23 protein-coding genes are annotated in these 25,453 nt (G+C 61.5%); 10 read left to right on the top strand and 13 right to left on the bottom strand.

Going from position 1 to position 25,453, the window contains the following annotated elements; all coding sequences use genetic code 11:
• Positions 1-11: 11 nt before the first annotated feature.
• From glpD to WC026_RS07355, 3 genes are all read right to left on the bottom strand, one after another.
• Positions 12-1,505, bottom strand: coding sequence for a glycerol-3-phosphate dehydrogenase (glpD, locus tag WC026_RS07365; protein ID WP_372710183.1), 1,494 nt, complete (start codon positions 1,503-1,505; stop codon positions 12-14).
• A gap of 69 nt (positions 1,506-1,574) precedes the next feature.
• Positions 1,575-3,503 carry a sodium/substrate symporter small subunit gene (locus WC026_RS07360; RefSeq protein ID WP_372710182.1) on the bottom strand — a complete coding sequence of 643 codons (1,929 nt, stop codon included), beginning with the start codon at positions 3,501-3,503 and terminating at the stop codon, positions 1,575-1,577.
• A 513-nt stretch (positions 3,504-4,016) separates the two neighbouring features.
• Positions 4,017-4,538: a copper chaperone PCu(A)C gene (locus WC026_RS07355; RefSeq protein WP_372710181.1), complete on the bottom strand. Its 522-nt coding sequence runs from the start codon at positions 4,536-4,538 to the stop codon at positions 4,017-4,019.
• Between the two features lie 122 nt (positions 4,539-4,660).
• On the opposite strand from WC026_RS07355, the gene coaBC reads away from it, so the two are divergent.
• From coaBC to WC026_RS07335, 4 genes are all read left to right on the top strand, one after another.
• Complete coding sequence (gene coaBC / locus WC026_RS07350; RefSeq protein ID WP_372710180.1) at positions 4,661-5,941, top strand: bifunctional phosphopantothenoylcysteine decarboxylase/phosphopantothenate--cysteine ligase CoaBC; 1,281 nt, start codon at positions 4,661-4,663, stop codon at positions 5,939-5,941.
• A complete protein-coding gene (dut, locus tag WC026_RS07345; protein WP_372710179.1) occupies positions 5,938-6,516 on the top strand; it encodes a dUTP diphosphatase in 579 nt (192 codons plus the stop codon). Before coaBC ends, dut begins: the two co-directional genes overlap by 4 nt.
• A 133-nt stretch (positions 6,517-6,649) precedes the next feature.
• Complete coding sequence (gene cysK / locus WC026_RS07340) at positions 6,650-7,651, top strand: cysteine synthase A (protein WP_372710178.1); 1,002 nt, start codon at positions 6,650-6,652, stop codon at positions 7,649-7,651.
• Between the two features lie 119 nt (positions 7,652-7,770).
• Positions 7,771-8,607, top strand: coding sequence for a ThiF family adenylyltransferase (locus WC026_RS07335; protein WP_372710177.1), 837 nt, complete (start codon positions 7,771-7,773; stop codon positions 8,605-8,607).
• A 37-nt stretch (positions 8,608-8,644) separates the two neighbouring features.
• Here WC026_RS07335 and WC026_RS07330 read toward each other — a convergent pair whose 3' ends face one another.
• Positions 8,645-9,643, bottom strand: coding sequence for a 2-hydroxyacid dehydrogenase (locus WC026_RS07330; RefSeq protein ID WP_372710176.1), 999 nt, complete (start codon positions 9,641-9,643; stop codon positions 8,645-8,647).
• A gap of 174 nt (positions 9,644-9,817) precedes the next feature.
• On the opposite strand from WC026_RS07330, the gene WC026_RS07325 reads away from it, so the two are divergent.
• A complete protein-coding gene (locus WC026_RS07325) occupies positions 9,818-10,414 on the top strand; it encodes an SH3 domain-containing protein (protein WP_372710175.1) in 597 nt (198 codons plus the stop codon).
• A 28-nt stretch (positions 10,415-10,442) separates the two neighbouring features.
• Here the strand turns inward: WC026_RS07325 and irrA are convergent, their stop codons facing one another.
• On the bottom strand, positions 10,443-10,889 hold the full coding sequence (gene irrA, locus WC026_RS07320; protein ID WP_372710174.1) for an iron response transcriptional regulator IrrA: 447 nt from the start codon (positions 10,887-10,889) through the stop codon (positions 10,443-10,445).
• A 264-nt stretch (positions 10,890-11,153) separates the two neighbouring features.
• Here irrA and fabA point away from each other — a divergent pair, with 264 nt between their 5' ends.
• From fabA to WC026_RS07295, 5 genes are all read left to right on the top strand, one after another.
• Complete coding sequence (gene fabA / locus WC026_RS07315) at positions 11,154-11,678, top strand: 3-hydroxyacyl-[acyl-carrier-protein] dehydratase FabA (protein ID WP_372710173.1); 525 nt, start codon at positions 11,154-11,156, stop codon at positions 11,676-11,678.
• A gap of 62 nt (positions 11,679-11,740) precedes the next feature.
• Positions 11,741-12,973 carry a beta-ketoacyl-ACP synthase I gene (gene fabB / locus WC026_RS07310; RefSeq protein WP_372710172.1) on the top strand — a complete coding sequence of 411 codons (1,233 nt, stop codon included), beginning with the start codon at positions 11,741-11,743 and terminating at the stop codon, positions 12,971-12,973.
• Positions 12,974-13,107: 134 nt separating this feature from the next.
• Positions 13,108-13,977, top strand: a complete 870-nt coding sequence (fabI, locus tag WC026_RS07305) for an enoyl-ACP reductase FabI (RefSeq protein WP_372710171.1) — start codon at positions 13,108-13,110, stop codon at positions 13,975-13,977.
• 48 nt (positions 13,978-14,025) lie between these two features.
• Positions 14,026-14,871: a glutamate racemase gene (locus WC026_RS07300; protein ID WP_372710170.1), complete on the top strand. Its 846-nt coding sequence runs from the start codon at positions 14,026-14,028 to the stop codon at positions 14,869-14,871.
• Positions 14,872-15,016: 145 nt separating this feature from the next.
• The gene (locus tag WC026_RS07295) at positions 15,017-15,277 is read left to right on the top strand and encodes a hypothetical protein (protein ID WP_372710169.1); all 261 of its coding nucleotides are present in this window, start codon (positions 15,017-15,019) and stop codon (positions 15,275-15,277) included.
• A 174-nt stretch (positions 15,278-15,451) separates the two neighbouring features.
• On the opposite strand, the gene pnp is transcribed toward WC026_RS07295, so the two are convergent.
• The 8 genes from pnp to nusA all read right to left on the bottom strand — a co-directional run bounded on the left by pnp (position 15,452) and on the right by nusA (position 25,449).
• Positions 15,452-17,656 (bottom strand): polyribonucleotide nucleotidyltransferase, encoded by a 2,205-nt coding sequence (gene pnp, locus WC026_RS07290; protein WP_372710168.1) that lies wholly within the window; start codon positions 17,654-17,656, stop codon positions 15,452-15,454.
• Positions 17,657-17,829: 173 nt separating this feature from the next.
• Complete coding sequence (gene rpsO, locus WC026_RS07285; protein ID WP_372710198.1) at positions 17,830-18,111, bottom strand: 30S ribosomal protein S15; 282 nt, start codon at positions 18,109-18,111, stop codon at positions 17,830-17,832.
• 210 nt (positions 18,112-18,321) lie between these two features.
• Positions 18,322-19,242, bottom strand: a complete 921-nt coding sequence (gene truB / locus WC026_RS07280; protein ID WP_372710167.1) for a tRNA pseudouridine(55) synthase TruB — start codon at positions 19,240-19,242, stop codon at positions 18,322-18,324.
• A gap of 5 nt (positions 19,243-19,247) precedes the next feature.
• Entirely contained in the window at positions 19,248-19,598 is a 351-nt protein-coding gene (gene rbfA / locus WC026_RS07275; protein WP_372710197.1) for a 30S ribosome-binding factor RbfA, read from the bottom strand.
• Positions 19,599-19,660: 62 nt separating this feature from the next.
• Entirely contained in the window at positions 19,661-20,203 is a 543-nt protein-coding gene (locus WC026_RS07270; RefSeq protein WP_372710166.1) for a YcxB family protein, read from the bottom strand.
• A 163-nt stretch (positions 20,204-20,366) separates the two neighbouring features.
• Positions 20,367-23,093, bottom strand: coding sequence for a translation initiation factor IF-2 (infB, locus tag WC026_RS07265; RefSeq protein WP_372710165.1), 2,727 nt, complete (start codon positions 23,091-23,093; stop codon positions 20,367-20,369).
• An 11-nt stretch (positions 23,094-23,104) separates the two neighbouring features.
• Positions 23,105-23,785, bottom strand: a complete 681-nt coding sequence (locus WC026_RS07260) for an RNA-binding protein (protein WP_372710164.1) — start codon at positions 23,783-23,785, stop codon at positions 23,105-23,107.
• A 32-nt stretch (positions 23,786-23,817) separates the two neighbouring features.
• A complete protein-coding gene (nusA, locus tag WC026_RS07255; RefSeq protein ID WP_372710163.1) occupies positions 23,818-25,449 on the bottom strand; it encodes a transcription termination factor NusA in 1,632 nt (543 codons plus the stop codon).
• Positions 25,450-25,453 lie beyond the last annotated feature (4 nt).

The raw sequence follows: 25,453 nt of genomic DNA, 5'->3' as shown, positions 1-25,453 counted from the left end.
ACGCGGGTCTCTCACAACTTGTCGAGATAAACCTGGACTGCATCGGCGGCGCTTGAACGCGCCTCCGGAGCGATGTGCAGACCCGTTTTGGTCCGCCGCCAGAGAACATCGTCGGCCACGTCCGCCCACTCCTCGGATTTGAGATAGGCGACCTCCCGGGCGCTGAGACCCGCGCCGAAATCCACTCCAAGATCACGTTCTGATGCTGCGCCCTCGATGACGCGCATGGTTCGCGTACCGTACCGGTGCGCAAGCCGCAGCAACGTGCTCCTTTCAAAACCAACATGACGGCGCGCGAAGTCGTCGAACCACGCTTCGAATGTGCGCCCCTCGAAATTGCCGCCCGGCAGCGGCGCCGTTCTCGTCGAGCCAGGACGGGCTGCCGGAAAATATTTCGCGAGAAGATCGAGCGCCGCTTCCGCGAGCTTGCGATACGTTGTGATCTTGCCGCCGATGACATGCAGGATCGGCGGCGTGCCATCCGACTGAAGAACGAGCCGATAGTCACGGGTAATCGCCGAAACATTGTCGCTGCCGTCGTTGTCCAACGGCCGGACGCCCGCGAATCTCCAGACGATCTGCTCACGTTTCAGCGGCACGCGAAAATACCGGTTTGCGGCGCTGAGAAGATAGCTTTCCTCGTCGGCCGTCACGCGCGCGGAACGCGGACTTTCCGTCTGCTGCTGCTCCGTCGTACCAATCAGCGTGAAGTCGGTTTCATACGGCAACGCGAACACGACGCGGCCGTCGGCATTTTGCAGGGTATACGCATCGTTCGCGCCGGTAATGCGCGGCACGACGATGTGACTGCCCTTGACCAGTCGCACGTCCGCCGGTTGCACACCGTACGGTTTCCCGAGCCGCGCGACATCGCCGACCCAAGGACCCGCTGCATTGACAACCGCACGCGCCGCCTGACGCGTTTCATCTCCAAGCGTCACGATCCAAAACCCATCCTCGGCGCGAAGCGCGCGAACCGGTGTCCGCGTTACAATGCGCGCACCCGCCTCACGCGCGGCAATGGCATTGAGAACGACAAGACGTGCATCGTCGACCGCACAGTCCCAATAGCTGAACCCGTGCTTCAGTTTGGACGCCAGCGGCACACCCGCAGGATCTGCACCGAAATTAATCGCATGCGAACCGCCCAGCGTCCGGCGCGCCGCGAGATGATCGTAGAGAAAAAGCCCGGCCCGTATCAACGGCCGCGACCGCATGCCAGCAGCATGAGGCAGAATGAAACGCATCGGCCGGATGATATGCGCCGCCTTGGAAAGCAACACCTCGCGCTCCGCCAGCGCTTCACGCACGAGGCGGAACTCGTAGTGCTCGAGATACCTGAGACCACCGTGAATGAGCTTCGAACTCGCCGACGACGTCGCGCCGGCCAGATCGTCGGCTTCGGCGAGGCATACGCGCAGTCCACGCATCGCCGCGTCCGCAGCAATACCGGCGCCATTGATACCGCCGCCGATCACGACAAGATCATAGATCTCGTAGGACATTCCGTGGCGCCGCTCCGCATCATCCGTCCGCAAACGAGCTTAGGCGACTCGAGCCCTGGGCGCGAAGCCTCAGCGCGCAGGTTGCACCGTCTTTCGATTGCGGAACAGAAGACTGACGGCAACAGACAGGAAGAATGCCACCGGCACAGCTACCAGCACAATCGCGGCCGGCTTCAATCCGCCCCAGTTGGCAACGGTGGCCGCATGGTCCCGCAGCGCGGTCCACGCCACGGCGCGCGCGTGCGGATCGGCGGCCAGAGCGAAAGCCGTATCAAGCTCGCTGAATTGCTGTGCCGCTTCCTCGCCCGCGTCCGACAATGAGCCTGAGATCCGGAAGAACTCGACCGGCCAAACGTGCACGCCAAGAAGATAGACTGCTGTAATCAAGGCACCCGCAGCCATCGCGACACTGGCCCCCGTGGAATTCATGTGCCGCCAATAAAGACCGAGAACGATCGGCACGAAAAGCCCTGCGGCGGTGAGCGCGAACCCCTCCGCGAAAAGCAGGCCACTGCCGAGCGTCGAAACGCTGGCGATAATCGATCCTCCGGCGAGCACGCTTGCCCCGAGCGTCGCCGAACGAAAATCGAGATCGCCTCGCGCCTGCGATCCATTTTTTCGGACTTCCGCATCGGCATCAACAAGACTGGCGAGAAGCGCGTTGCCCATCAGCAAGGTCGCGATAAGAACCGCAATCAGCAACGGATACTGCAACGCGCGATCGAGACCGGCCATGAACGGCGCCGCGACGACGAACCCATCCGTCGAGAAGACGAGGTCCTGCAGCCTGAGAAAGCCACGCTGCTCCGGAGCAGCGGCGCAGGCCGTCGCAAGCTCGGCGACGTCGCGAGAGTTTTTGTCGCAGATTTTCACCCATCCGAGGTCGCTGGCCTCGGCGAACTTCTTCGGGATGACCGCGTCCTCTATGCCCTTCGAAAGCACCGTCTCGAAAGCGACGCGGTTGTAAACGGCGAGCGGCGGCAGACTGACCACGACGACGGCAACCCCGATCAGCGCCAACGCCGTCCGCCGCACCGCACCTCCCGGCGCAACGGCCGACTGGGAAATATGGCGTCCGAGAAGATGCGGAGCCACCACCACGCCAAGCGCAACGGCAAGCAGAAGTCCCGCGAAATTCCGCATCGAAAGCTGCAGGAAGGGCGACGCCAACGGCGTCAGCGCATCGACATCGGCAAGGCGGTTGACGACCAGCGTCATGTTGAGGCTGAGATGATTTTCGAGCGCCGCTCCAAGCGTCAGGTGCGGAATGGTCCAGCCCCGCGCACGCGCCGCGATGGCGACGAGCGTGACAAGCACCCCGACGACCATCGCCGCGAAACTGATGCCCGCAAGCGTCCGCACATTGAGCACACTGCCGACGAGCCAGACGGCCGCCACGCTGACGACGAGGATCGTCACGGCTTCCGCCGATTCGATACGCGCCAGACTTTGCAAGGCATAGGCACCGGCTTTCAGGTCGGCGGCGAGCAGAACGATCGTCGCCGCCGCCGTAATCAGCAACGCCAGCCGGCGCGCGAAATTCCCACCGTATCGAATGGCGAAAAAACCGCCGATCGAGCGCACCGGGTAGAGGACGAAGCGCGGGGCGACGAGGATCGCGAGCAACGTCAAGCCCGCGACGAGCCCGAGCGGCAACGCCAGCGCGTCATATCCGATGGCGGCAATGAATCCCGTAAAACCGATGATCGCCGCCGCGCCGGTCGCCTCGCCCGCAAACGCGAAGCTCGGCCAGACACGTTCGGCCGGCGCGACGCCTCCGGCACGCCAAGCGTAGAAGAACGCAAGAATGACCAGAGCGACCAACGCGCCCTGGGCGGCGATCCAGAAGCCGAGCGGCGAACCGCCGAGCCGGAAGAAATTGAGGGTCAGAGCCGACAGCGGCAGCGCAAGCGTCACGATCAGCCAGATCGCCACGCTCGCGATGATGAGGCTGCGTGACGGTCGGCTGGCGTCGGTAATGTCCCCTTGTCGGCGCATTTTCTCCCCTCGGCCCCGATCCTAGCCTGACGGCGCGCGTTATTGCCGCGAGAAAGACGCCCCGATCAAGGCAGCCCATCGGCGCGGCGTCCAGAATTTTGGTGAGGGTTGAGGGGCAGGATTGCTTTGGCTTGCAGATCGCACCGGTTGAACGGCCGTTGCCGTTGCGCTTCTGAGATCATTCTCCGCGCTACCGAAGGACGAAATAGAATGCGGCAAGACTGAATCGGGCGGGAATTGCATCGTGCGGAATTTACACCGTACGCAATTTACATTGCGTCTGAACTGAATTGGGGTGGAGCGACAGAGCGCTCCACCCCAATAGTTTCGTCCCTAGACTTGGACCTTTATTCTTTTTTATTGGAACCAACGACCGGTCCGGCCGTCGAAGGTGGGCGCACCATGTACCATCATCCGTTCTGCGTCAAGTAACCGCGCGACATAAAAAATTCGTCTCAACCGGAGACCGTCAGATCACGGAAAATGCCATGAATGGTGCATGTCGCCGTACGTCTAATCATGTGACATCGATCCGTCATGCGACATTGAGTCCATGCCGCCGCCGGAATGATGCTGATGCGCGGCAGGCCCCATCGCCGCAATGCCCTTGACGCCAGCTTTGACGGCAATGGTACCGGCCTTTTCGAACGTCAACGTTAGATCGACGGTATCGCCTTCTTTCAGGGGCTGCTTCAGGCCGAAGAGCATGATGTGATCGCCCATCGGCTTCAATGCGATTGTCTTGCCGGGCTTCAGATCGATCGTATCGAGGCGACGCATCTTCATGACGCCGCCCTCCATCGAGCTTGAATGAATTTCGGTTTTGTCGGCGGCCGGAGACGCTATCCCTGTTAACCGGTCGGCGGTTTTTTTGTCCGTGCGGATCTCGAGAAAAACCGCCCCGACAGTCGCGCCACCGGGCGTCGCACGTGCCCAGGAGTTCGCGACGGTGACCCCTTTGCTTGTGGTCTCCTGGGCATGAGCCGTCGCCGGCAGCAACGCCATTAAGCTCAAAAGCAGAATTCTAAAGCGCATGGATGAGCCTCCAAAACGAATGTTGGGACGCATATAGGCCAGATGGGCCCTGTCGACCATGCGGGACTACCCGCATATTTTGGTTGTCGGCCCAACCGCCTTAACTTCCGGCAGCACGGAATATGATAAAGTCTCCGCCTCTCGGATCGTCATCGGGTCTTACGAATTTGGCATCGGCGAAGCGCATTTTACTCCTCATCGGCGGTGGTATCGCCGCTTACAAGTGCCTGGATCTCATCCGGCGCCTGAGGGAGCGCGGCCATCACGTTCGCGTCGTCATGACCAAGGCTGCTCAGCAGTTCGTCACGCCCCTGTCCGTCGCGGCCCTGACCAACGAGCGCGTCTTCACCGATCTTTTCGACCTCGATGACGAGCGCGAGATCGGACACATTCGCCTGGCGCGCGATGCCGATGTGATCGTCGCCGCACCAGCAACGGCGGATTTGATCGCGCGGATGGCCGGTGGCCACGCCGATGATCTCGCGACCGCGATCCTGCTCGCAACCGACAAGCCCGTGCTCGTCGCGCCTGCAATGAACCCGCGCATGTGGCTCAACCCGGCGACGCGCCGCAACGTCGAACAGCTGAAGCGCGACGGCGTTCATTTCGTCGGGCCGGCGGTGGGAGAGATGGCGGAGCGCGGTGAAGCCGGACCGGGCCGCCTCGTCGAGGTGCCGGAATTGCTCGCCGCGATCGAAAGCCAATTTGCGATTCCTGCCGAAGGCAAGCCGCTTGCCGGATGCCGCGTCCTCGTCACCAGCGGTCCGACGCACGAACCCATCGATCCCGTGCGCTACATTGCCAACCGATCCTCGGGAAAACAGGGTCATGAACTGGCCGCCGCAGCCGCACGGCTCGGCGCCGACGTTACGCTCGTCTCTGGACCCGTCTCAATCGCCGCGCCGCAAGGTGTCCACGTCGTGCGCGTATCGACGGCGGAAGAGATGCTTGGCGCGGTCAAGGCTGCGCTTCCCGCCGACCTCGCGATATTCGCGGCCGCCGTCGCCGATTGGCGCGTTTCCACGCCGAACACATCGAAAATCAAAAAGTCCGGTTCGGATGCGCCGCCCGAGCTGACGCTCACAGAAAACCCCGACATTCTGAAAACGATCGCGCAGCTTCGAAAAGGACGCCCGACTCTGGTCGTTGGATTCGCCGCCGAGACCAACGATGTCCTCGCTCACGCAAAAAAGAAATTGAAATCGAAAGGCGCCGACTGGATCGTCGCAAACGACGTTTCCTCGCGAACCGGAATCATGGGCGGCGAACATAACGCAATTCATCTTCTGACGAGCGAAGGAACCGAAAGCTGGCCTGAGATGAGCAAAGCCGAGGTCGCGACAAAAATCGTCACGCGCGCCGCCAATCATCTGGCGACGTTGAAGCGAGCCGCAGCGGAATGATTCGACGCCCCGAGGTAAAAAAAATAAAGGTCAACGTCCAGCGCCTACAGCACGCCGCTGACCTTCCATTGCCCGCGTATCAAACCGCGGAAGCTGCCGGTTTCGACCTCGTCGCCGCCGTCCCCGCTGGAAACCCGATCACACTCTCAGCCGGCGGCAGCGCGCTAATACCGACCGGATTGATATTTGAATTGCCACCGGGAAACGAAGCTCAGGTGCGACCGCGATCCGGACTTGCCGCGAAATTCGGAATTACGGTTTTGAATAGTCCCGGCACGATCGATTCCGACTATCGCGGCGAGGTCTCGGTCATATTGATCAACCTCGGCAAAAAGCCGTTCACGGTCAATCGCGGCGAACGGGTCGCGCAAATGATCATTGCACCGATCGTCCGCGCCGATCTTGAAGAAGTCGCGCAGGTTACCGGAACGAAGCGTGGCACCGGCGGTTTCGGCTCGACCGGAATAAAAACAAGCACATCCTCCCCGAAGACGAAAAAACAAAATGTCGTTGCGAAAAAGCTGGTCAATAAGAAATCAAAATTTTCCAGCAAGAAGAGTTTGCAAAGCCGCTAAATACGAAAAAAAGCTATGCTTATTAAATGCTTATTAGCGCCGCGAAGGACTTGAGGATAGTCTCTGAAACTGCGAGAAAAGCCGCCACATTCGAAAGTGCGCTTCCGCACCCAACGCAGACCAAGAGAACACAATGACACAGACGCCCGATATCAAGACACTCGCGGCCACGAAAACATGGGGACGCGGACGCGTCTATGACAGCATCGATCAAACGATCGGCCACACGCCGCTCGTGCGCCTTTCGAAAATCAAAGCCTCCGCGAATCTCAAGGCCGACATTCTTCTGAAGCTCGAATTCTTCAATCCGCTTTCGTCGGTCAAGGATCGCATCGGCGTCGCCATGATTGACGTTCTCGAAGCCGAAGGACGCATCACGCCCGGCAAAACAGTTCTGATCGAGCCCACCTCCGGCAACACCGGCATCGGTTTGGCGTTCGTTGCAGCGGCGCGCGGCTATCGCCTCATCCTCGTGATGCCCGAAACGATGTCGCTCGAGCGCCGCAAAATCCTCGCCCATCTCGGCGCTGAGCTCGAGTTGACACCTGGCGCGGGCGGCATGCCCGCCGCGTTAGCGAAAGCCGATGAACTCGCGAAGTCCTTCCCGGATGCCGTCATTCCCGGCCAGTTCAGCAATCCCGCGAATCCTCTCGTTCACGAGAAAACGACCGCCGAAGAAATCTACAATGACACGCAAGGCAAAGTTGACGCTCTGGTGATCGGCGTCGGCACCGGCGGCACGTTGACCGGCTGCGGCCGCATCCTCAAGAAGCGCATCCCCGGCCTGAAGGTCATCGCCGTCGAACCGACGACCAGCGCCGTCATCTCCGGCCAGCCCAAAGGTCCGCACAAAATCCAGGGCATCGGCGCAGGCTTCATTCCCGACAACCTCGATACCGGCTTGATCGACGAAGTCGTGACCGTCGCGAGCGACACCGCATTCGAAGTTTCGCGCACCGTCGCGAAAGTCGAGGGCATTCCCGGCGGCATTTCGACAGGCGCCAACGTAGCGGCCGCCATCTCGGTTGCGCAACGGCCGGAATACGCCGGTAAAACCATTGTCACAATTGCACCCTCTTCGGCCGAGCGTTATTTCTCGAGCGAGCTGTTCGTCGAACCGCAGCCCCGAAGCTAGAGTGCTTCCGGAAAAGTGGGAACCGGTTTTCCGCTAAGAAGCACGGCAAAGCAAAGAGCTAGAGCCTTTCCGCGATTCCACCAAAATCGGAAAGGCTCTAGGATCTAAAGGCAAGACAAATGACGACGCTGACGGCCGAGGAGGTGCAACGCTACAAGCGCCACCTCGTGCTGCGCGACGTCGGCGCGCCCGGCCAGCAGAAACTCAAGGCGGCGCGCGTGCTCGTCATCGGAGCGGGCGGCCTCGGCTCACCCGTTCTGATGTACCTCGCGGCGGCGGGCGTCGGAACGATCGGCATCGTCGACGACGACCGCGTCTCGCTCGATAATCTGCAGCGTCAGATTGCTCACGACACCGCCGACGCCGGACGCCTCAAAGTGGAAAGCGCCCGCGACACCGTTCACCGCCTCAATCCGCTGGTGAATGTCGAAGTTCACGCCGAACGCCTGAACGCCGTCAACGCGCTCGATCTCATCGGCCGCTACGACATCGTCGCCGACGGCTCGGACAATTTCGCGACCCGCTATCTCGTTTCGGACGCCTGTTACCTCGCGAAACGTCCGCTCGCCTACGCGACGCTCGGCGCGTTCGACGGCTACGTTTCGCTCTTCAAGCCACACGAGACGAGTGCCGACGGCACGCCCTATCCGACGCTGCGCTGTCTGTTCCCGGAAGCGCCGCCCGCCGGCTTGGTCGCCAATTGCGCCGAGGCCGGCGTGCTTGGTCCGGTCGCGGGCGTCATCGGCACGCTGCAAGCAGCCGAGATCGTCAAGGACATCTTAGGGATTGGCGAAAGCCTCGCGGGGCGACTTCTGATCTGCGACGTGCTGGCCAGCCGTTTCGAAGTCGTGTCGATCCCGTGGGATCCCGACAATCCGCTATCCGGCCGCACGCCGACGATCACCGATCTCTCGCTTCACCGGCCGACAGGTGGCAGCGCCTGCGCCGCAGAATAACTGCGCAAACCGCCCAAAAGCCGAAGCGATCAAGCAATCAGAGCATGGCGACGTGGACGCGGTCCGGCGGCGCATGACCGTCAGCAAACGCCTTAATGTTGATGATGACCTTCTCGCCCATGTCGATACGGCCCTCGATCGTCGCCGAACTCATATGCGGCAACGCTACGACGCGCTCGGACGCCAGCAGCCGCGGATTGACGACCGGCTCGTTCTCGAAAACGTCGAGCCCGGCTCCGGCGATCGCGCCCGTTTCGAGAAGTCGCGCCAGCTCGTTCTCGTCGATGACCTCGCCGCGCGCCGTGTTGACGACGTAGGCCGAAGGCTTGAGCAGCCTTAGACGCCGCGCCGAAAGGAGATGGTACGTCGCGGGTGTATGCGGACAGTTGATCGACACGATGTCGACGCGCGTCAGCATCTGGTCCAGGCTCTCCCAGAACGTCGCCTCCAATTCGGACTCGATGTCCTCCGGCAAACGGCGGCGGTTGTGATAGTGGATCTGCAGCCCGAACGCCTGCGCACGCCGCGCCACCGCGCGACCGATGCGTCCCATGCCGATGATGCCGAGGCGCTTGCCGTAAATCCGATGCCCGAGCATCCACGTCGGCGACCATCCCGACCATTTCGTCGCCGGATCGCGCATGTAGGCAGCGCCTTCCGCGAGCCGGCGCGGCACGGCGAGGATCAGCGCCATCGTCATGTCGGCGGTATCTTCGGTCAGAACGCCGGGCGTATTCGTAACCAGGATGCCACGATTGCGCGCCGTATCGAGATCGACGTTGTCGACACCGGTGCCGAAGTTCGCGATCAGCCGGAGACGCGGACCCGCTTGCGTCAGCACGGCGCGGTCGATGCGATCCGTCACCGTCGGCACGAGAACGTCAGCGGTCTTCACCGCTTCGACGAGCTGCGCTTGCGTCAACGGCTTGTCTTCGACGTTGAGCTTCGTATCGAACAGTTCGCACATACGCGTCTCGACCACGTCGGGAAGTTTGCGCGTAACGATGACGACAGGTTTTTTTGTGGAAGTTGGCATTCGCTTTCCGTTGCACAACGGCCGACCAATTCGGCCCAATGGCGTGCCCGCTTGAGAAAGTGCGGCCCCGTGTCTATCAGATGGCCTTCGCGAAGACAAAGTGCTGATTCACTAAGTGCGACGGCATTTTATCTCTGAACCCATCGCCAATGAGAAGCACGTGAAACGCTTCAGATGACCGCATCGCTCATTTCTCGATCAAATCTCGTGCCCGAAGGCCGGAGCATACGGACCTTGGCGGCCGCCATTTGCTATGTGGCCGTGATCGCCGCAGCCGCGCTCGCCCCCGTGCACGCCGAGCCTGGCGAAACCTCCGCCGCTCCATCCGGCAGCGGCCTGGCCGTGCCACGCTTCGTCAGCCTGAAGTCCGATCGGGTCAATCTCAGGAACGGGCCGGGCACAGATTACCCGACCGGCTGGGTTTATCGCCGCGCCGGCCTGCCTCTGGAGATCGTCAAGGAATTCGAGAGCTGGCGTCAGGTCCGCGATTCCGAGGGCGCCACAGGATGGGTCCTGCAATCGTTTCTGTCCGGCCGCAGGACGGCCCTGGTGCTGCCTTGGGAGCGCAAGGCCAGCACAAAACCGCCGTTGGTTCCGATTCACGCCAGCGACAGCGCACGCTCGAACGTCGTCGTCAACGTCGAAGCCGGCGTGATCGCCGATCTCCATTCGTGTGACGGACGTTGGTGCCGCGTGACGGTCGATGCCTACACCGGCTACATCGAGCAGAAAAAGCTCTGGGGCGCGTATGAAGGCGAAACGATCAAATGATTGACCGGTCCGCCGATCGTTTAGCCGCTTAGCGGCTTTCGTCCTTGGTGAGGCGAACGACCACGTCAACATGCGTGATCTTCATCCCGTCCGGCGGCTGCGGCAATCCATCGACGCGGATCGCGTCTCCTGGAATATCCATCAGCTCGCCGTTGCTCTCGAGCAGAAAATGGTTGTGGTTCGAGGTGTTGGTGTCGAAGTACGCCTTCGAGCCCTCGATCGCGAGTTCACGCACCAAGCCAGCTTTTTTGAACTGATGCAGCGTATTGTAGACCGTCGCCAGCGACACGTGCTCGCCGAGTGACGAAACTTCCGCATGCAGTTGTTCGGCGGTTACGTGCCGGTCGCCGCTTCCGAACAGAAGCCGGCCGAGAGCCAGACGCTGTCGCGTCGGACGCAAACCCGCATGCCGCAGCATACCAGGTATCGTGACTGTCGATCTGACGTCCGGCTCAGCCGGTGATTTCTCGGACATTTCTGTTTGAACAATCGCTCTGAAGTTCCCACGTTGCACCCATCGCGGCACAACGCACTTTCGCATTTAAGTATAGTATGACGTTCGAAAACCCGCAACTTGCGACAACAATACATTATTTGGTGCGAAATCTCGTCGTTACAACGCCACACCGGGGTGTGCTAGGCGTTATGACGGGGTTGTGTTACGAGCCGCTCCCGCACGACCGGCGTGAGACTGTTTAGAATAAATCTCACCTGGGCTGGGAGGAGACGAGGGGATTGCATGGCGGAGCGCCGTTCGAGCTACGAATTTGACGATCTTTTGGCCTGTGGCCGTGGCGAGCTTTTCGGTCCCGGAAACGCTCAGCTTCCGCTACCGCCGATGCTGATGGTCGACCGCATTGCAGCAATTTCCGAGACGGGCGGCGCGCACGGCAAAGGCCAGATTGTCGCCGAGCTTAAAGTCGCAGGAAACGAGCGCCTCGATTGGCTGTTCGCCTGCCATTTCAAGGGCGACCCGGTCATGCCCGGATGCCTCGGTCTCGATGCCCTCTGGCAATTGACCGGCTTCTTTCTCGGCTGGCTCGGCCTCAGCGGCCAGGGCCGCGCGTCCGGCGTCGGCGAGGTCAAGTTCACGCGCGAAGTGACGCCGGACGTCAAGCTGCTGGAATATGTCATCGACATCAAGCGGGTGATCGCTCGCAAATTGAAACTCGCGGAAGCCGATGGCGTCCTTAAAGCTGACGGCGAAGTGATATACACAGCCAAGGATCTGAGGGTCCTACTCAAATCGAGCGAAGGCCCTTAAGCGTTGCGCACTGCCCCGATAGCCTCGCGGGCTTTGCAAAAACCGCAGGAGATTAGGAGCGCATGCGGCGCGTTGTTGTCACCGGAATGGGCATTGTTTCCTCGATCGGAAACAATACTCAGGAAGTGCTTGCTTCCCTGAGAGAGGCGAAGTCGGGCATTTCGCGCGCTGAGAAATATGCTGATCTCGGCTTCAAATGTCAGGTTCACGGCGCCCCCCATCTCGAATGGGAAAGCATGGTGCCGCGAAAACCTCGCCGCTTCATGAACCCCGGCGTCGGCTGGAACTGGATCGCGATGGATCAGGCGATCCGCGATGCGGGTCTCGAACCGTCGACCGTCGTCAACGAACGCACGGGCGTTATTCTCGGCTCCGGCGGCCCGTCGACACGCGCCATCGTCGAAGCCGCCGAGACGACGCTTGAAACGGGCGGACCGAAAAAGATCGGGCCGTTCGAAGTTCCGAAAGCCATGTGCTCCGGACCCTCCGCTGCACTCGCGACGGCTTTCCAGATCAAGGGCGTCAACTACTCGATCGCCTCGGCCTGCGCGACCAGCACGCACTGCATCGGGAACGCGACAGAGCTCATTCAGTGGGGCAAGCAGGACGTCATGTTCGCCGGCGGCTGCGAGGAACTCGACTGGACGCTGTCGAACCTGTTCGACGCCATGGGCGCGATGTCGACGCACTTCAATGCGACGCCCGATAAGGCGAGCCGCGCTTACGATAAAAACCGCGACGGCTTCGTGATCGCAGGCGGAGCCGGTGTCGTCGTTCTCGAGGAGCTGGAGCACGCCAAGGCGCGCGGCGCGAAAATCTACGGCGAGGTCAAAGGCTACGGCGCGACTTCGGACGGCTACGACATGGTCGCGCCCTCCGGTGAAGGCGCCGAGCGCTGCATGCGCCTCGCCCTCAAAGGTTTCGACGGCAAGGGCCTGCCCAAGATCGACTACATCAACCCGCACGGCACCAGTACGCCGGTCGGCGACGCCAAGGAAATCGACGCCATCCGCGCCGTCTTCGGAAAAGCCATCCCGCCGATCTCTGCGACGAAATCGCTCACCGGCCATTCGCTGGGCGCGATCGGCGTTCAGGAGGCGATTTTCTCCCTCCTTATGATGAACAACGGCTTCATTTGTGAAAGCGCCAACATCGACGAATTGGACCCGGCGTTCGCCGACGTTCCGATCGCGTTGAGTCGCATCGACAACGCTGAACTTAACTGTGTGATGTCGAACAGCTTCGGTTTCGGCGGCACCAATGCCACTCTGATTTTCGGCCGCCACGATGCCTGAGTAACGCGCGATCCTGCGCCTTGCCTGCTTGTCGTCGTCCGGCGGGCTGGCGATTTATAATGAGAGTTTATAAGCGTGGAAGCGGTTGGTTTGACGTCCGCGGGCGCACATTTGGTGATAAAACGAGGCATTCAATGACTGACATCGACATCGCTAAGCCGGGTCCGATCATGGCGGGCAAACGCGGCCTTGTGATGGGCGTTGCCAACGATCGCTCGATCGCCTGGGGCATCGCACGCGTTCTCGCGGGCCAGGGTGCCGAACTCGCGTTTACCTATCAAGGTGGCGCCTTCGGTCGCCGCGCGGCTCCGCTCGCTCAGTCGCTCGGCTCGAAGATCATCGAGGAATGCAACGTCCTCGATCTCGCCAGCGTCGACAACGTCTTCAAGCGCATCAAAGACGAATGGGGCGGCCTCGACTTTGTTGTCCACGCGCTCGCCTTTTCCGATCCGAAAGAACTCGCCGGACGCTACGCCGACACAACCCGCGAGAACTTCATCAACTCGATGGTGATCTCGTGCTTCTCGTTCACCGAGATTGCGAAGCGCGCCTCCGCGCTAATGCCGAACGGCGGTTCGCTGATCACGCTCTCTTACGGTGGCGCGACCCGCTGGGTGCCCTCTTACAACGTCATGGGCGTTGCGAAGGCCGCGCTCGAAGCCTCCGTCCGTTACCTCGCCGCCGATCTCGGACCGCAGGGCGTCCGCGTCAACGCGCTGTCAGCCGGACCGATGCGCACGCTTTCGGGCGCCGGTGTTTCCGACGCTCGCGTCATCTTCAATTTCCAGCGCGATAATTCGCCGTTGCAGCGAACCCCGACGCTCGACGAGGTTGCGGGCTCCGCCCTCTACCTGCTCTCGCCGCTGTCCGGCGCTGTGACAGGCGAAGTCCACTTCGTCGACTGCGGCTATAACACAGTGTCGATGCCGTCGCTCCATAGCCTCAAAGAGCACGACAGCGAAGCCAAGGGACCGAGCGTATCGCCCTCCGCGGCCGCCGAGTAAGACTTCGAAGCCGTTGACGTTCGTCGCCGGGCGTCGCAAACACTCGCCATGATCGGCGTCTTTGATTCAGGTCTTGGCGGCCTTACCGTTCTGCGCGTCCTCACCCAGCGGTTCAAAGCCGCCGACTTCGTTTATCTGGCCGATCACGCGCACGTCCCCTACGGCAATAGCCCGTCGGATGCGATCGTCGATTACACGCGGGATTGCGTCGAGGATCTGTTCGGGCGCGGCGCCAAACTCGTTCTCCTGGGCTGCAACACGGCAACCGCCGTCGCATTGAGACGCCTGCAACAGGAGTGGCTGCCACGGAGCGCTTGGGCCGGAACGCATAACGTGCTCGGCATCGTCGCGCCGACCGTCGAAGCCGCAACGCAAACGCCCTGGGCTGTGACGTCGCCGCAATATCCGCAGAAGTACAACACCGACACCATTGGCGTCTTCGGAACGACACGCACGGTCACGTCCGGCGTCTATCCAGAAGAGATCGGCAAGCGCTGCCCAAAGGTGACCGTCGTCCAGCAGATTTGCTCGGAGCTTGCGGGCGCAATCGAGGAAAAACAGCCCGAGGCACATCTCGAAGACCTCGTGCGCGAAGGCATCGCCAGGCTATTGAACCAGACGGACGGAATGCCGCCGCATCGTGCGATCCTTGGCTGCACGCACTTCCCGCTCGTCGAGCATCTGTTTCGCAAACACCTGCCGCCGTTCACGCGCATCCTTTCGCAGCCCGAGGTCGTTTCCGACAGCTTCGAAGATTATCTCGCGCGGCGATCGCATTATCTGAACGGCCCTGAACAGGGATCGCTGAAATTGCTGACAACCGGCGATCCCGTCGAGGTTAGCGAAAAAGCCCGCGTCTTCTGGCCGGATGTTCCCGCCTTCGCGCACGCCTGAGAGCTAACTGAGACGCCAAGTTGCAACAGCGGCGCACCGTTCTCGTGTCCCGGCAATTGATCTGTTGGCGGCCTGATGTCTCGAGGCTAGCGTGACCTCGCTAAACCAAAAAAACCTCCGGCGTTTGGGAGAGAGGAGTACACCCATGAAAAAGAATGTTTGGCTCGCGGCCGTCGCGCTCGCAGCCGGCGTCGCATTTTCAGGCGCATCGGCGAACGCGGCGTCGCCAGCACTGCTGAGCCTGCTCAAGGACGTCAGCGCACAATCGTCGAACGTCGTGCAGGCGCATTTCTGGCATCGCAAATGCCGTCGCGGCCTGAATGGCTGGCACAAGCACGTGAAGGGCATCGGCCGCGTCCAGTGCACCAACCACGTTTGCAAGCACGGCAAGTGCTACTGGTACTGAGCCACTGGAGTGCTTCCGGAAAAGTGGAAACCGGTTTTCCGATAAGAAGCACGTCGAAACAAACAGCCAGAGCCTTTCCGCGATTTCGCCGAAATCGTAAAGGCTCTAAGAACTTCTGAACTAAAAAAGGGCCACCCGATGGGATGGCCCTTTTCTTTTAGCTCTTGAATTCGATCAGTTGCGATCGCGACGCGGACCGCGAGGACCGCCACGGCTGCTACCTTCACGGCGCGGCGGACGGCTCTCGAAGACTTCTTCCGGCTCGCCTTCCGCACGCGGAATTTCCTGGCCCGTCGCCTGATCGACGATCTTCATCGACAGACGCGTCTTGCCGCGATCATCGAAGCCCAGAAGCTTGACGTAAACTTCCTGGCCTTCCTTCACGACCGCGCCGACCGACTCCGGACGCCCCGGCGCAAGCTGCGAAATGTGAACGAGGCCATCCTTCGCGCCGAAGAAGTTCACGAACGCGCCGAACTCCATCACCTTCACGACCTTGCCCTTGTAGATCAGTCCGACCTCGGGCTCCGACGTGATGCCGCGAATGCGCGCCAGCGCCTTCTCGATCGACTCGCGATTGGCCGACGCGATCTTCACCGTGCCGTCGTCCTCGATGTCGATCTTGGCGCCCGACTCCGCGACGATCTCGCGAATGACCGAGCCGCCCGAACCGATGACCTCGCGGATTTTGTCGACGGGGATCTTGATCGTCTCGATACGCGGCGCGAACTCGCCGAGTTCTTCGCGCGCGCCCGTCAACGACTTTGCCATTTCGCCGAGGATATGGATGCGGCCATCATGCGCCTGATCGAGCGCGATGCGCATGATCTCTTCGGTGATGCCCGTGATCTTGATATCCATCTGCAGCGAGGTCACGCCGTTTGCCGTGCCCGCCACCTTGAAGTCCATATCGCCGAGATGGTCTTCATCGCCGAGAATGTCCGAAAGCACGACGAAATCGTCGCCTTCCTTGATCAGACCCATCGCGATGCCCGCGACCGGCGACTTCAGCGGTACGCCCGCATCCATCAGCGCCAGCGACGAACCGCAGACCGTTGCCATCGACGACGAGCCGTTGGACTCGGTGATCTCGGAAACGACGCGCAGCGTGTAGGGGAAGTCTTCCTGCGACGGCAGCATCGGATGGATGGCGCGCCAAGCAAGCTTGCCGTGACCGATTTCGCGGCGGCCCGGCGACCCCATGCGTCCAACTTCACCGACCGAGTAGGGCGGGAAGTTGTAATGCAGCAGGAAGCGCTCTTTCTTCGTGCCTTCGAGGCTGTCGATGTACTGTTCGTCCTCGCCCGTGCCGAGCGTTGCGACGACCAGCGCCTGCGTCTCGCCGCGCGTGAACAGCGCCGAGCCGTGCGTGCGCGGCAGAACGTGAACTTCCGAAAGGATCGGGCGGACCGTCTTCAGGTCGCGGCCGTCGATGCGCATCTTCGTCTTCAGGACGTCGCCGCGCATGATTTCCATCTCGAGCGCCTTGAAGGCGTCCGAGAGCAGAACTTTCTCGTTCGGATCGTCGGCCGGAATCGAAATACCTTCGGAAATCGCTTTCTTGGCTTCCGAGACGAGATCCTGACGCTTGCCTTTTTCCTTGGTCGAGAACGCCTGCTTGAGCGTCTTCTCGGCGAGCTTCTTCACCTCGCCCGCATACTTCGCCTTGTCGGGGATCTTGATGTCCCACGGCTCTTTCGCGGCTTTTTCGGCGAGCGTGATGATCGCCTGGATCACGGGCTGCATGTGCTTGTGGCCGAACACGACGGCTTCGAGCATCTGCGCTTCGGGAAGCTCCTTGGCCTCCGATTCGACCATCATCACCGCATCGGCAGTACCGGCAACGACGAGATCGAGCGCGCTGTCCTTCATCTCGTCGACCATCGGGTTCAGCACGAGTTCGCCGTTGATGAGGCCAACGCGGGCGCCGCCGATCGGTCCGAGAAACGGCAGGCCGGAAAGCGTCAGTGCCGCTGAAGCAGCAACCAGACCGACAATGTCGGGATCGTTTTCGAGATCGTGCGACATCACCGTCACGACGACCTGCGTCTCATTCTTGAAGCCGCCGACGAAAAGCGGACGGATCGGACGATCGATGAGACGCGACGTCAGCGTCTCTTTTTCAGTCGGACGGCCTTCGCGCTTGAAATAGCCGCCGGGGATCTTACCAGCCGCGTACGTGCGCTCCTGATAGTTCACGGTGAGCGGGAAGAAGTCGATGCCGGGCTTCACGGAGCGTGCGCCGACGACGGTCGCCAGAACCGTCGTGTCGCCGTATTGCGCCATCACGGCCGCGTCGGCCTGGCGTGCATAGTGGCCGGTTTCGAGCTTCAGCTTGCGGCCACCCCAATCGATTTCGACTCGATGGATATCAAACATGTTGGATCTTTCGTTTTTGCTTTTTCTGTTCGGTCGGACTTGCTCGCCGGCCTCATGCCAGACGAACACCTATTGCGTCGGCACCCAATGGGCGCCAACGTCTCTCTTCTCTTAGATCTTTGCGCGTACGGCCATGTATTGGCCCCGTCTTGAGCGCGAAGCGACTTCGCGGCTTAGCGGCGAATACCGTGCTTTTCGATGATCTTCTGATAACGCGCGTTGTCCTTGCTCTTCACGTAGTCGAGCAGCTGACGGCGCTGGCTGACCATTTTCAGCAACCCGCGGCGGGAATGGTTGTCTTTTTTATGCATCTTGAAATGGTCGGTCAGCTCGTTGATGCGGTGGGTTAGCACCGCGATCTGAACTTCCGGCGAGCCTGTGTCGTTGGACTTCGTTGCGCTGTCCTTGATGACAGCCGTTTTCGCCTCACGGCGGTGAGGTGCGATCTGCGACATCGGTTGCTCCTTTCGAATTTGGAGTGGAATGGCAGCGGCCACGGCCGGGATGTCGTCCAGCGGGGTCGCAAATGAAAGCCGCGCGAAAGTGCGAGCACCCCGCGCGGTCGGCGCTACTTATACACGAACCCCGGATAAACGCGAGATTGAATTACGGTGCATATTTTCTAGCAATTTCAATATCTTGCTCATGAACCGCTGAGTTACGACTTAGCCAAGATTGAAAACGCGGGTCGGATGCAGCGCGCCTTTCGCAAGCTCGCCGAGCGCAATCAGCCGCCCCTTGGAGGTTGCATAAGCAGGCCCCGACAAAATCGGCGCATCCCGCCCTCGGATCAGCACCGTCTGCCCGCGCGCCAGGCTTGCGGCATCGGTTTGCGACACGAGCAACTCCGGCAAATCGGCAAGCGCCGTTTCGACCGGCTGCAGCAAACGCGAAAGCCGTTCGGGATCACCCGAGTCGGATACCGCCATCAAGGCATCCATCGTGACCGCGATGGCTTCATCGAATGGGCCGACGCGCGTCCGCCGCAAAGCGATGACGTGCCCATAGCAGCCGAGAAGGCGGCCCATGTCGCGCGCCAATGCGCGCACATACGTTCCCTTGCCGCAACGCGCCTCGAACACGCTTGTCGCCGCGTCCGGCATATCGACCAGTTGCAGGCTGTCGATGAAAACCGGGCGCGCGTCGAGCACGACCGTTTCCCCATCGCGCGCCAGATCATAGGCCCGCGCGCCATCGACCTTGATCGCCGAATAGGCTGGCGGCACCTGCATGATCTCGCCGTGGAACTGCGGCAACAGCGCTTCGATGCTGCCGCGATCAGGCCTGAGATCGCTGGTTTTCGCAACCGCGCCTTCGGTGTCGTCAGTTTCGGTCTCGGCGCCCCAGCGGACGGTGAAGCGATAGGCTTTCTCGCCATCGACTGCGAACGAAACCGTTTTCGTCGCTTCCCCGAGCGCGATCGGTAGAATGCCCGTTGCTAGCGGATCGAGCGTACCCGAATGCCCCGCCTTCTGCGCATTGAAAACGCGCCGGATGATGCCGACGGCCTGCGTCGACGTGATGCTCTGAGGCTTGTCGAGCACCAGCCAGCCGTGAATCGGCGAACCCTTTTTGCGGCGTCCCATCGATATTATTTCCCCGTGTCCCGTCGTACTTTTTCGCTGTCGAGCAGCCGATCGATGCGCGTAGCCTCTTCGAACGTTTCGTCCTCGCGGAAGCGGAGATCGGGCGCGTAGCGAAGATTGAGCGTATGCGCGACTTCGGCGCGAATGTATTTCTTGTTGCGCGTGAGTGCCTCGATCACGGGCTTCACGTCGCTACCGCCGAGCGGCATCACGTAGACCGTCGCAAGTTTCAGATCCGGAGACAGGCGAACTTCCGGGATCGTGGTCACATGCGACGCGAGCACGTCGTCGTGGATATCGCCACGCGATAGCATCTCGGCAATTTTATGCCGGATGAGCTCGCCGACGCGGAGCATGCGCTGCGATGGCGCTTTCGACGGGACGGTTTTGTTTTTCGATCGCACTGCCAATTCCTCTTTCAAGCCTCGGCGCCGCGAGACAAACTCTCGGATAAATTCGCGAAGGCAGTCTTGTCATCACGTGACGCGAACGCCCTGAGCGGCAGGATGAGCGCCGTTCGCGGCGTCAGGCACAGGAACACATGATCTGCCGTTTCGATGACTTTCGCGATGAGCGCCCAGCCGAAGTCTCGCGACGACCCGCCGTCGGTAACCCGCAGTCCGGCTTGCGACACGTCGACGTCCGTCTCACCGGCCGGAAGCGCCGCCCGCGCGATGCGCCAGTTCGTCCGCAGCGTCAACACCAGCGTAATGAGTACATAAGCGATGACGGCCGCCGCGAGGATCAACACAAAATGCTGATAATCGGCCAGCCATTGCGGAACGTATCCGCTCAACTCATCCTCGAACGCGCCGAGCGCAACTCCGATGAGGAAAAACACACCGAAAAACGCGAGCACGCCCGCGCGCGGAAACTCGCGCGGCAAGCGTTCGTACGCCGCGATGTCAGCGCGCGTCAGACGGAACGACAATTTGAGGGGTAACTGGATCGCTTCTGTCATCTTCCGACCGTCACGGACTTGAACCGCGCACGGCCTCTCAGTCAATCAATGAACAATACTTCGGCTCAAAGAGCCGGGCGGCTAAGGGCCGCCGCGGCAAGCCGCGCCCCTCGCGGAGCAAACCCGCGCGCTTCTTAGCGAGCGGAACAGCTTGCGCGAGCGACTAAAGACTTCTTGCGATCGTCTCGACCTGGAAGCATTCGATCTGATCGCCTTCGCGAATGTCCTGGTAATTCGCGAACGACATGCCGCATTCCTGGCCCGCGACGACTTCCTTCACGTCGTCCTTGAAGCGCTTCAGGATCGCCAGCGTGCCTTCGTGAATGACGACGTTGTCGCGCAGCAGGCGAACTTTGGCGCCCCGCTCGACCTTGCCCTCGGTGACCTGGCAGCCCGCGACCTTGCCGATCTTCGTAATGTTGAAGACCTGCTTGATCGACGCGTAGCCGAGGAACACCTCGCGCTTCGTCGGAGCGAGAAGCCCCGACATCGCCGCTTTCACTTCATCGACGAGATCGTAGATGATGTTGTAGTAGCGGATTTCGACGCCCTGGTTGTCGGCGGCCTGTTTCGCTTGCGCGTTGGCGCGAACGTTGAAGCCGATGACGACGGCCTTCGATGCCGCGGCAAGAGCGATATCCGACTCGGTGATTCCGCCGACGCCCGAATGCACGAGACGCGCTTCGACTTCGTCGTTGCCGACTTTGCGCAGTGCTCCCGCGATCGCCTCGACGGAACCCTGCACGTCGCCCTTGACCACGAGCGGAAATTCCTTGCGCTCGGCGTCCTTGAGCTGCTGCATCATCTGCTCGAGCGTGCTCTTGGTGCCCGCCGAGCCCAGCGTCTCGCGGCGCTTGCGGACGCGATAATCCGTCAGCTCTCTGGCGCGCGCTTCGTTTTCGACGACGGCGAACTGATCGCCCGCGTCCGGAGCAGAATCGAAGCCCAAAACTTCGACAGGCACGGACGGCCCGGCGGTGTCGATGTTCGCGCCGTGGTCATCGAGCAACGCTCTGACGCGGCCCCACGCCATACCGGCGACGATGATGTCGCCGACATGCAGCGTGCCGCGCTGGACGAGAACCGTACCGACAGGGCCGCGGCCGCGCTCAAGCTTCGCTTCGATGACGATGCCTTCGGCGGTGCGAACCGGGTTCGCCTTGAGATCGAGAATTTCGGACTGCAGGTGGATCGCTTCGAGCAGCTTGTCGAGGTTCGTCCGCTTCAGCGCCGAAACCGGCACTTCAAGCGTCTCGCCGCCCATGCTCTCGACGACGATCTCCTGCGACAGGAGATCGGTGCGCACGCGATTGGGATCGGCCTGCGGCTTGTCGATCTTGTTGATCGCGACGATGATCGGAACCTTCGCGGCCTTGGCGTGATTGATCGCCTCGACCGTCTGCGGCATGACGCCGTCGTCGGCCGCAACGACCAGGACGACGATGTCCGTCACCTTGGCGCCGCGCGCACGCATCGCGGTAAAGGCTTCATGGCCTGGCGTGTCGATGAACGTGATCTTGTCGCCGTTCGAGGTTGTCACCTGGTAAGCGCCGATGTGTTGCGTGATGCCGCCGGCTTCGCCCGCGACGACGTTCGCGGAACGGATCGCATCGAGCAGCGACGTCTTGCCGTGATCGACGTGGCCCATGATCGTAACGACGGGAGCACGCGGCTCCAGCGCCGTGTCATCGGCATCGATATCGCCAACGAAACCGATTTCGACGTCGGCTTCAGAAACGCGCTTCGATGTATGGCCGAATTCCTGAACAATGAGCTCTGCCGTATCGGCGTCGAGCACGTCGGTAATCTTGTGCATCGCGCCTTGCTGCATCAGATACTTGATGAGGTCGACGGCGCGCTCCGCCATGCGGTTCGACAGTTCCTGGATCGTAATCGCTTCCGGAATGACCACCTCGCGAGCGATTTTCTCGCGCGGCTGCTGAATGCCCATCGCCTTCAGCTTTTCCTTCTCGCGCTTGCGCTTCAGCGAAGCGAGCGAGCGGACCTGAGCTTCGCGATCGAAGTTCGTGATCGTCAGCTTCTGGCGCTGACGGCCGTCGTCGTTCGTCTTGACGGCGGGGCGCGGAACCTTTGCGCCGCCCGGACCGCGCTTGCGGCTATCGTCGTCCTCGACTTGTTCACGAGCGGCGACCACGGGCCGCGCCGGACGAGTCGGCTTCTCGATCGTTGTTGCATCGGCGGGAGCAGCGCCGCGCCGCGGCGGCGCCGGCAGTTCGATTTCGCGCGGGCGTCCGGCCTCACGCGGCATGTAAGCCGTGTTGCCCGTCGGTCGAGCGCCCTGCCTTTGAAACGGCGGGCGTCCACCATCGCGCGATTGCGGCGCGTTGTTATCACGTCGTTCGCGCGGCGCGGTCGTCGCGCGAGCGACTGGCGCGGGAGCAGGAGCTTCCGCCGGCTTCGGCGCAACAGGAGCCGCGGCAACGGGCGGTGCGCTTTGCACTGTCGCTTCTTCGACACGCGGCTCGGGCGCAGGCGGACGCACCGGTTCGAAACGCACCGGCTCGGCTTCGACACGCGTCGGGCTTTCCGCACGCGCAGCAGCAAGTGCGCGCTCGCGAGCCGCGCGCTCTTCGCTGGAAAGCGTGCGCGCTTGCGATGGGTTCGACGCTTGCGGCCGCGAAGGCGGAGCAGACGGAGTTCTAACCGGCGGCGGAGGCGCTTCTGCTGTCACCGGAAGCGGAGGCGCATCGCCGGCTTCGGGTCCGGAACCGAACCGCCGCGTCTTCTTCTTTTCGACGACGACGGACTTTGATCGCCCGTGGCTGAAGTTCTGCCGCACATGCCCAGACTCGACCGTTCGCTGCAGCGACAGCGGCTTGCGCGCTCCGCCGCGAATGGTCTTATCGGTCTGGTCGTTCGAATCCGTCATGCGTTGTCCGTTCAGCCTTCGCTTTGCGTTTCAGAAAATATATTGGCGGTCTCTGTCGCCGAGGACCGGTAACGCGTCAAGCGTTCCGCTTCCTCGAGAAACCGCTCCGACAGGCCTCCGGGTGTGAGGGCAGCATGTACCACACTTCCCCGGCCAATAGCCAAGCTCATTTGATCGATTGATAGAACATCAACGATCGACGCCGTGAGCCCCCGAGATCCTTGAATAGCTTTAAATTTCCGGTCGATCTTGGATCGCCCGTCCGGTGACGCCTCTGCCCCGTGCAGCACCACGGCCACAGGTCCCTTATCCAGGGCCGTCGAGACTTTCTCGAAGCCCGAAAGCGCAATTCCAGCCTTATTTGCGAGCGACAGCGTCCCCATAAGGCGCTTAACCATGAGGCCGTCGACGCGTTCGGCAAGGTCTGATGAGACCTCGGCGCGAGTTTTAAGGCTCTTTGTGAACGTATTGGCTTTGACGGCTTTTTCAACAAGCCGACGGTCGCATCCGATCCAAACACCACGCCCCGGCAGCCGCCGTTCGAGATCGGGGACGACGGCACCGTCAGGCGACAACACAAACCGGATCAGAAGGTTCAGATCAAGGCTTTGCCGCGAGACGGCGCACATGCGTTCCGGCCCGGAGGCGTTGTCGCCCCGGTCCGTCGCTGGCTGGTCTTGCCGCTCTTCCATCACGCGCTCTGTCTGCTCCTCCGGACATTCCCTTAGCCCTGAGCGCCGGCGTCTTCCGACGCGGCTTCAGGTTCGCCTTCCGCAGGCTTCTCGAGATCTTCCGCCTTGATCCAGCCGGCATGAACGCGCGCCGCCATGATCATGTTCTCAACGTCGGTCCGCGACAGCTCGAAGCCATCGAGGAAGCCCTTATGTTTGACGGGCTCTGTGTCCTTGTCCTTCTTGCGGTCCGTCCAGCCGACGAGCTCGTCGGTCGCGCAGTCGGCGAAATCTTCGACCGTCTTGATGCCGTTCTCGCCAAGCGCCACCATCATCGCGGTATTGATGCCCGGAATTTCCGACAATTCGTCCACGACGCCGAGTTCGCGGCGTTTCGAGTCGCGCTCGGCTTCCTGCTGTTCCAGGAACTCGCGCGCGCGCGTCTGGATTTGCTCCGCGGTGCCTTCGTCAAAACCTTCGATGTGCGCAATCTCCGAAATGTCGACATAGGCGACTTCTTCGACGTTCGCGAAACCTTCCGTCACCAGAAGCTGCGCGATGACTTCATCGACATCGAGCGCATCCATCAGGAGCTGCGTGCGTTCCGCGAACTCCTTCTGACGCCGCTCGCTCTCTTCCTGTTCCGTCAGGATATCGATGTCCCAGCCCGTGAGCTGCGACGCGAGCCGCACGTTCTGGCCACGCCGGCCGATGGCAAGCGACAGCTGCGCTTCCGGAACGACGACCTCGATGCGGTTGGAATCTTCATCAAGCACGACCTTGGTGACTTCCGCAGGCGCCAGCGCGTTGACGATGAAGCTCGCCGCGTCCGGGTTCCACTGGATGATATCGACCTTCTCGCCCTGGAGTTCGTTGACGACCGCCTGCACGCGCGCGCCGCGCATACCGACGCAGGCACCGACCGGATCGATCGAAGAATCCTTCGAAATAACCGCGATCTTCGCGCGGCTGCCCGGATCGCGCGCAACCGACTTGATTTCGACGACGCCGTCGTAAATCTCCGGCACTTCCGCGCGGAACAGCGACGACATGAATTCCGGACGTGCACGCGTCAGGAAAATCTGCGGACCCCGCTGTTCGCGACGGACGTCATAGATGAAAGCACGGATGCGGTCGCCGAGCCGGACGTTCTCGCGCGGGATCATTTCATCGCGGCGGATAATGCCCTCGGCGCGGCCGAGATCGACGATGACGTTGCCGTATTCGACCCGCTTCACTGTTCCGTTCGTGGTGTCGCCGACACGATCCTTGTACTCGGCGAACTGCCGGTCGCGCTCGGCCTCGCGCACTTTTTGCACGATGACCTGCTTGGCGTTCTGGGCCGCGACGCGGCCGAACTCCAGCGGCGGCAGCGTCTCGGCGATCATGTCGCCGGCTTTAGCTTCCGGATTGCGCTTCTTGGCGTCTTCGACGTTGATCTGCGTCGCATCGTTCTCGACGGCTTCGACGACGGCCAGCACGCGCGTCAGCTTCGCTTCGCCCGTCTTCTGATCGATCTCGCAGCGGATGTCGTTCTCCGCGCCGTAGCGCGATTTCGCGGCCTTCTGGATGGCATCTTCCATCGCCTCGATGACGATCTTCTTGTCGATCGTCTTCTCGCGCGCGACAGCGTCGGCGATTTGCAAAAGCTCAAGCCTGTTGGCGCTGATGCCTGCCGTGGCCATGGGA

The organism is Hyphomicrobium sp., from assembly GCF_041674905.1.
GTDB lineage: Bacteria > Pseudomonadota > Alphaproteobacteria > Rhizobiales > Hyphomicrobiaceae > Hyphomicrobium_B.
Note: the sequence above shows the minus strand (reverse complement) of the source record. Positions and strands in the feature narration are given on the sequence as shown.

Bases quoted from the DNA above. Each gene is read 5' to 3' on its own strand.
- WC026_RS07355 (WP_372710181.1), bottom strand. From the start codon at position 4,538: ATGCGCTTTAGAATTCTGCTTTTGAGCTTAATGGCGTTGCTGCCGGCG.
- nusA (WP_372710163.1), bottom strand. From the start codon at position 25,449: ATGGCCACGGCAGGCATCAGCGCCAACAGGCTTGAGCTTTTGCAAATC.
- pnp (WP_372710168.1), bottom strand. From the start codon at position 17,656: ATGTTTGATATCCATCGAGTCGAAATCGATTGGGGTGGCCGCAAGCTG.
- WC026_RS07300 (WP_372710170.1), top strand. From the start codon at position 14,026: ATGATCGGCGTCTTTGATTCAGGTCTTGGCGGCCTTACCGTTCTGCGC.
- WC026_RS07260 (WP_372710164.1), bottom strand. From the start codon at position 23,785: ATGGAAGAGCGGCAAGACCAGCCAGCGACGGACCGGGGCGACAACGCC.
- WC026_RS07270 (WP_372710166.1), bottom strand. From the start codon at position 20,203: ATGACAGAAGCGATCCAGTTACCCCTCAAATTGTCGTTCCGTCTGACG.
- truB (WP_372710167.1), bottom strand. From the start codon at position 19,242: ATGGGACGCCGCAAAAAGGGTTCGCCGATTCACGGCTGGCTGGTGCTC.
- rbfA (WP_372710197.1), bottom strand. From the start codon at position 19,598: ATGCTCCGCGTCGGCGAGCTCATCCGGCATAAAATTGCCGAGATGCTA.
- dut (WP_372710179.1), top strand. From the start codon at position 5,938: ATGATTCGACGCCCCGAGGTAAAAAAAATAAAGGTCAACGTCCAGCGC.
- fabA (WP_372710173.1), top strand. From the start codon at position 11,154: ATGGCGGAGCGCCGTTCGAGCTACGAATTTGACGATCTTTTGGCCTGT.
- WC026_RS07360 (WP_372710182.1), bottom strand. From the start codon at position 3,503: ATGCGCCGACAAGGGGACATTACCGACGCCAGCCGACCGTCACGCAGC.
- WC026_RS07325 (WP_372710175.1), top strand. From the start codon at position 9,818: ATGACCGCATCGCTCATTTCTCGATCAAATCTCGTGCCCGAAGGCCGG.
- WC026_RS07295 (WP_372710169.1), top strand. From the start codon at position 15,017: ATGAAAAAGAATGTTTGGCTCGCGGCCGTCGCGCTCGCAGCCGGCGTC.
- rpsO (WP_372710198.1), bottom strand. From the start codon at position 18,111: ATGTCGCAGATCGCACCTCACCGCCGTGAGGCGAAAACGGCTGTCATC.
- fabI (WP_372710171.1), top strand. From the start codon at position 13,108: ATGACTGACATCGACATCGCTAAGCCGGGTCCGATCATGGCGGGCAAA.
- irrA (WP_372710174.1), bottom strand. From the start codon at position 10,889: ATGTCCGAGAAATCACCGGCTGAGCCGGACGTCAGATCGACAGTCACG.
- coaBC (WP_372710180.1), top strand. From the start codon at position 4,661: ATGATAAAGTCTCCGCCTCTCGGATCGTCATCGGGTCTTACGAATTTG.
- WC026_RS07335 (WP_372710177.1), top strand. From the start codon at position 7,771: ATGACGACGCTGACGGCCGAGGAGGTGCAACGCTACAAGCGCCACCTC.
- WC026_RS07330 (WP_372710176.1), bottom strand. From the start codon at position 9,643: ATGCCAACTTCCACAAAAAAACCTGTCGTCATCGTTACGCGCAAACTT.
- infB (WP_372710165.1), bottom strand. From the start codon at position 23,093: ATGACGGATTCGAACGACCAGACCGATAAGACCATTCGCGGCGGAGCG.
- cysK (WP_372710178.1), top strand. From the start codon at position 6,650: ATGACACAGACGCCCGATATCAAGACACTCGCGGCCACGAAAACATGG.
- glpD (WP_372710183.1), bottom strand. From the start codon at position 1,505: ATGTCCTACGAGATCTATGATCTTGTCGTGATCGGCGGCGGTATCAAT.
- fabB (WP_372710172.1), top strand. From the start codon at position 11,741: ATGCGGCGCGTTGTTGTCACCGGAATGGGCATTGTTTCCTCGATCGGA.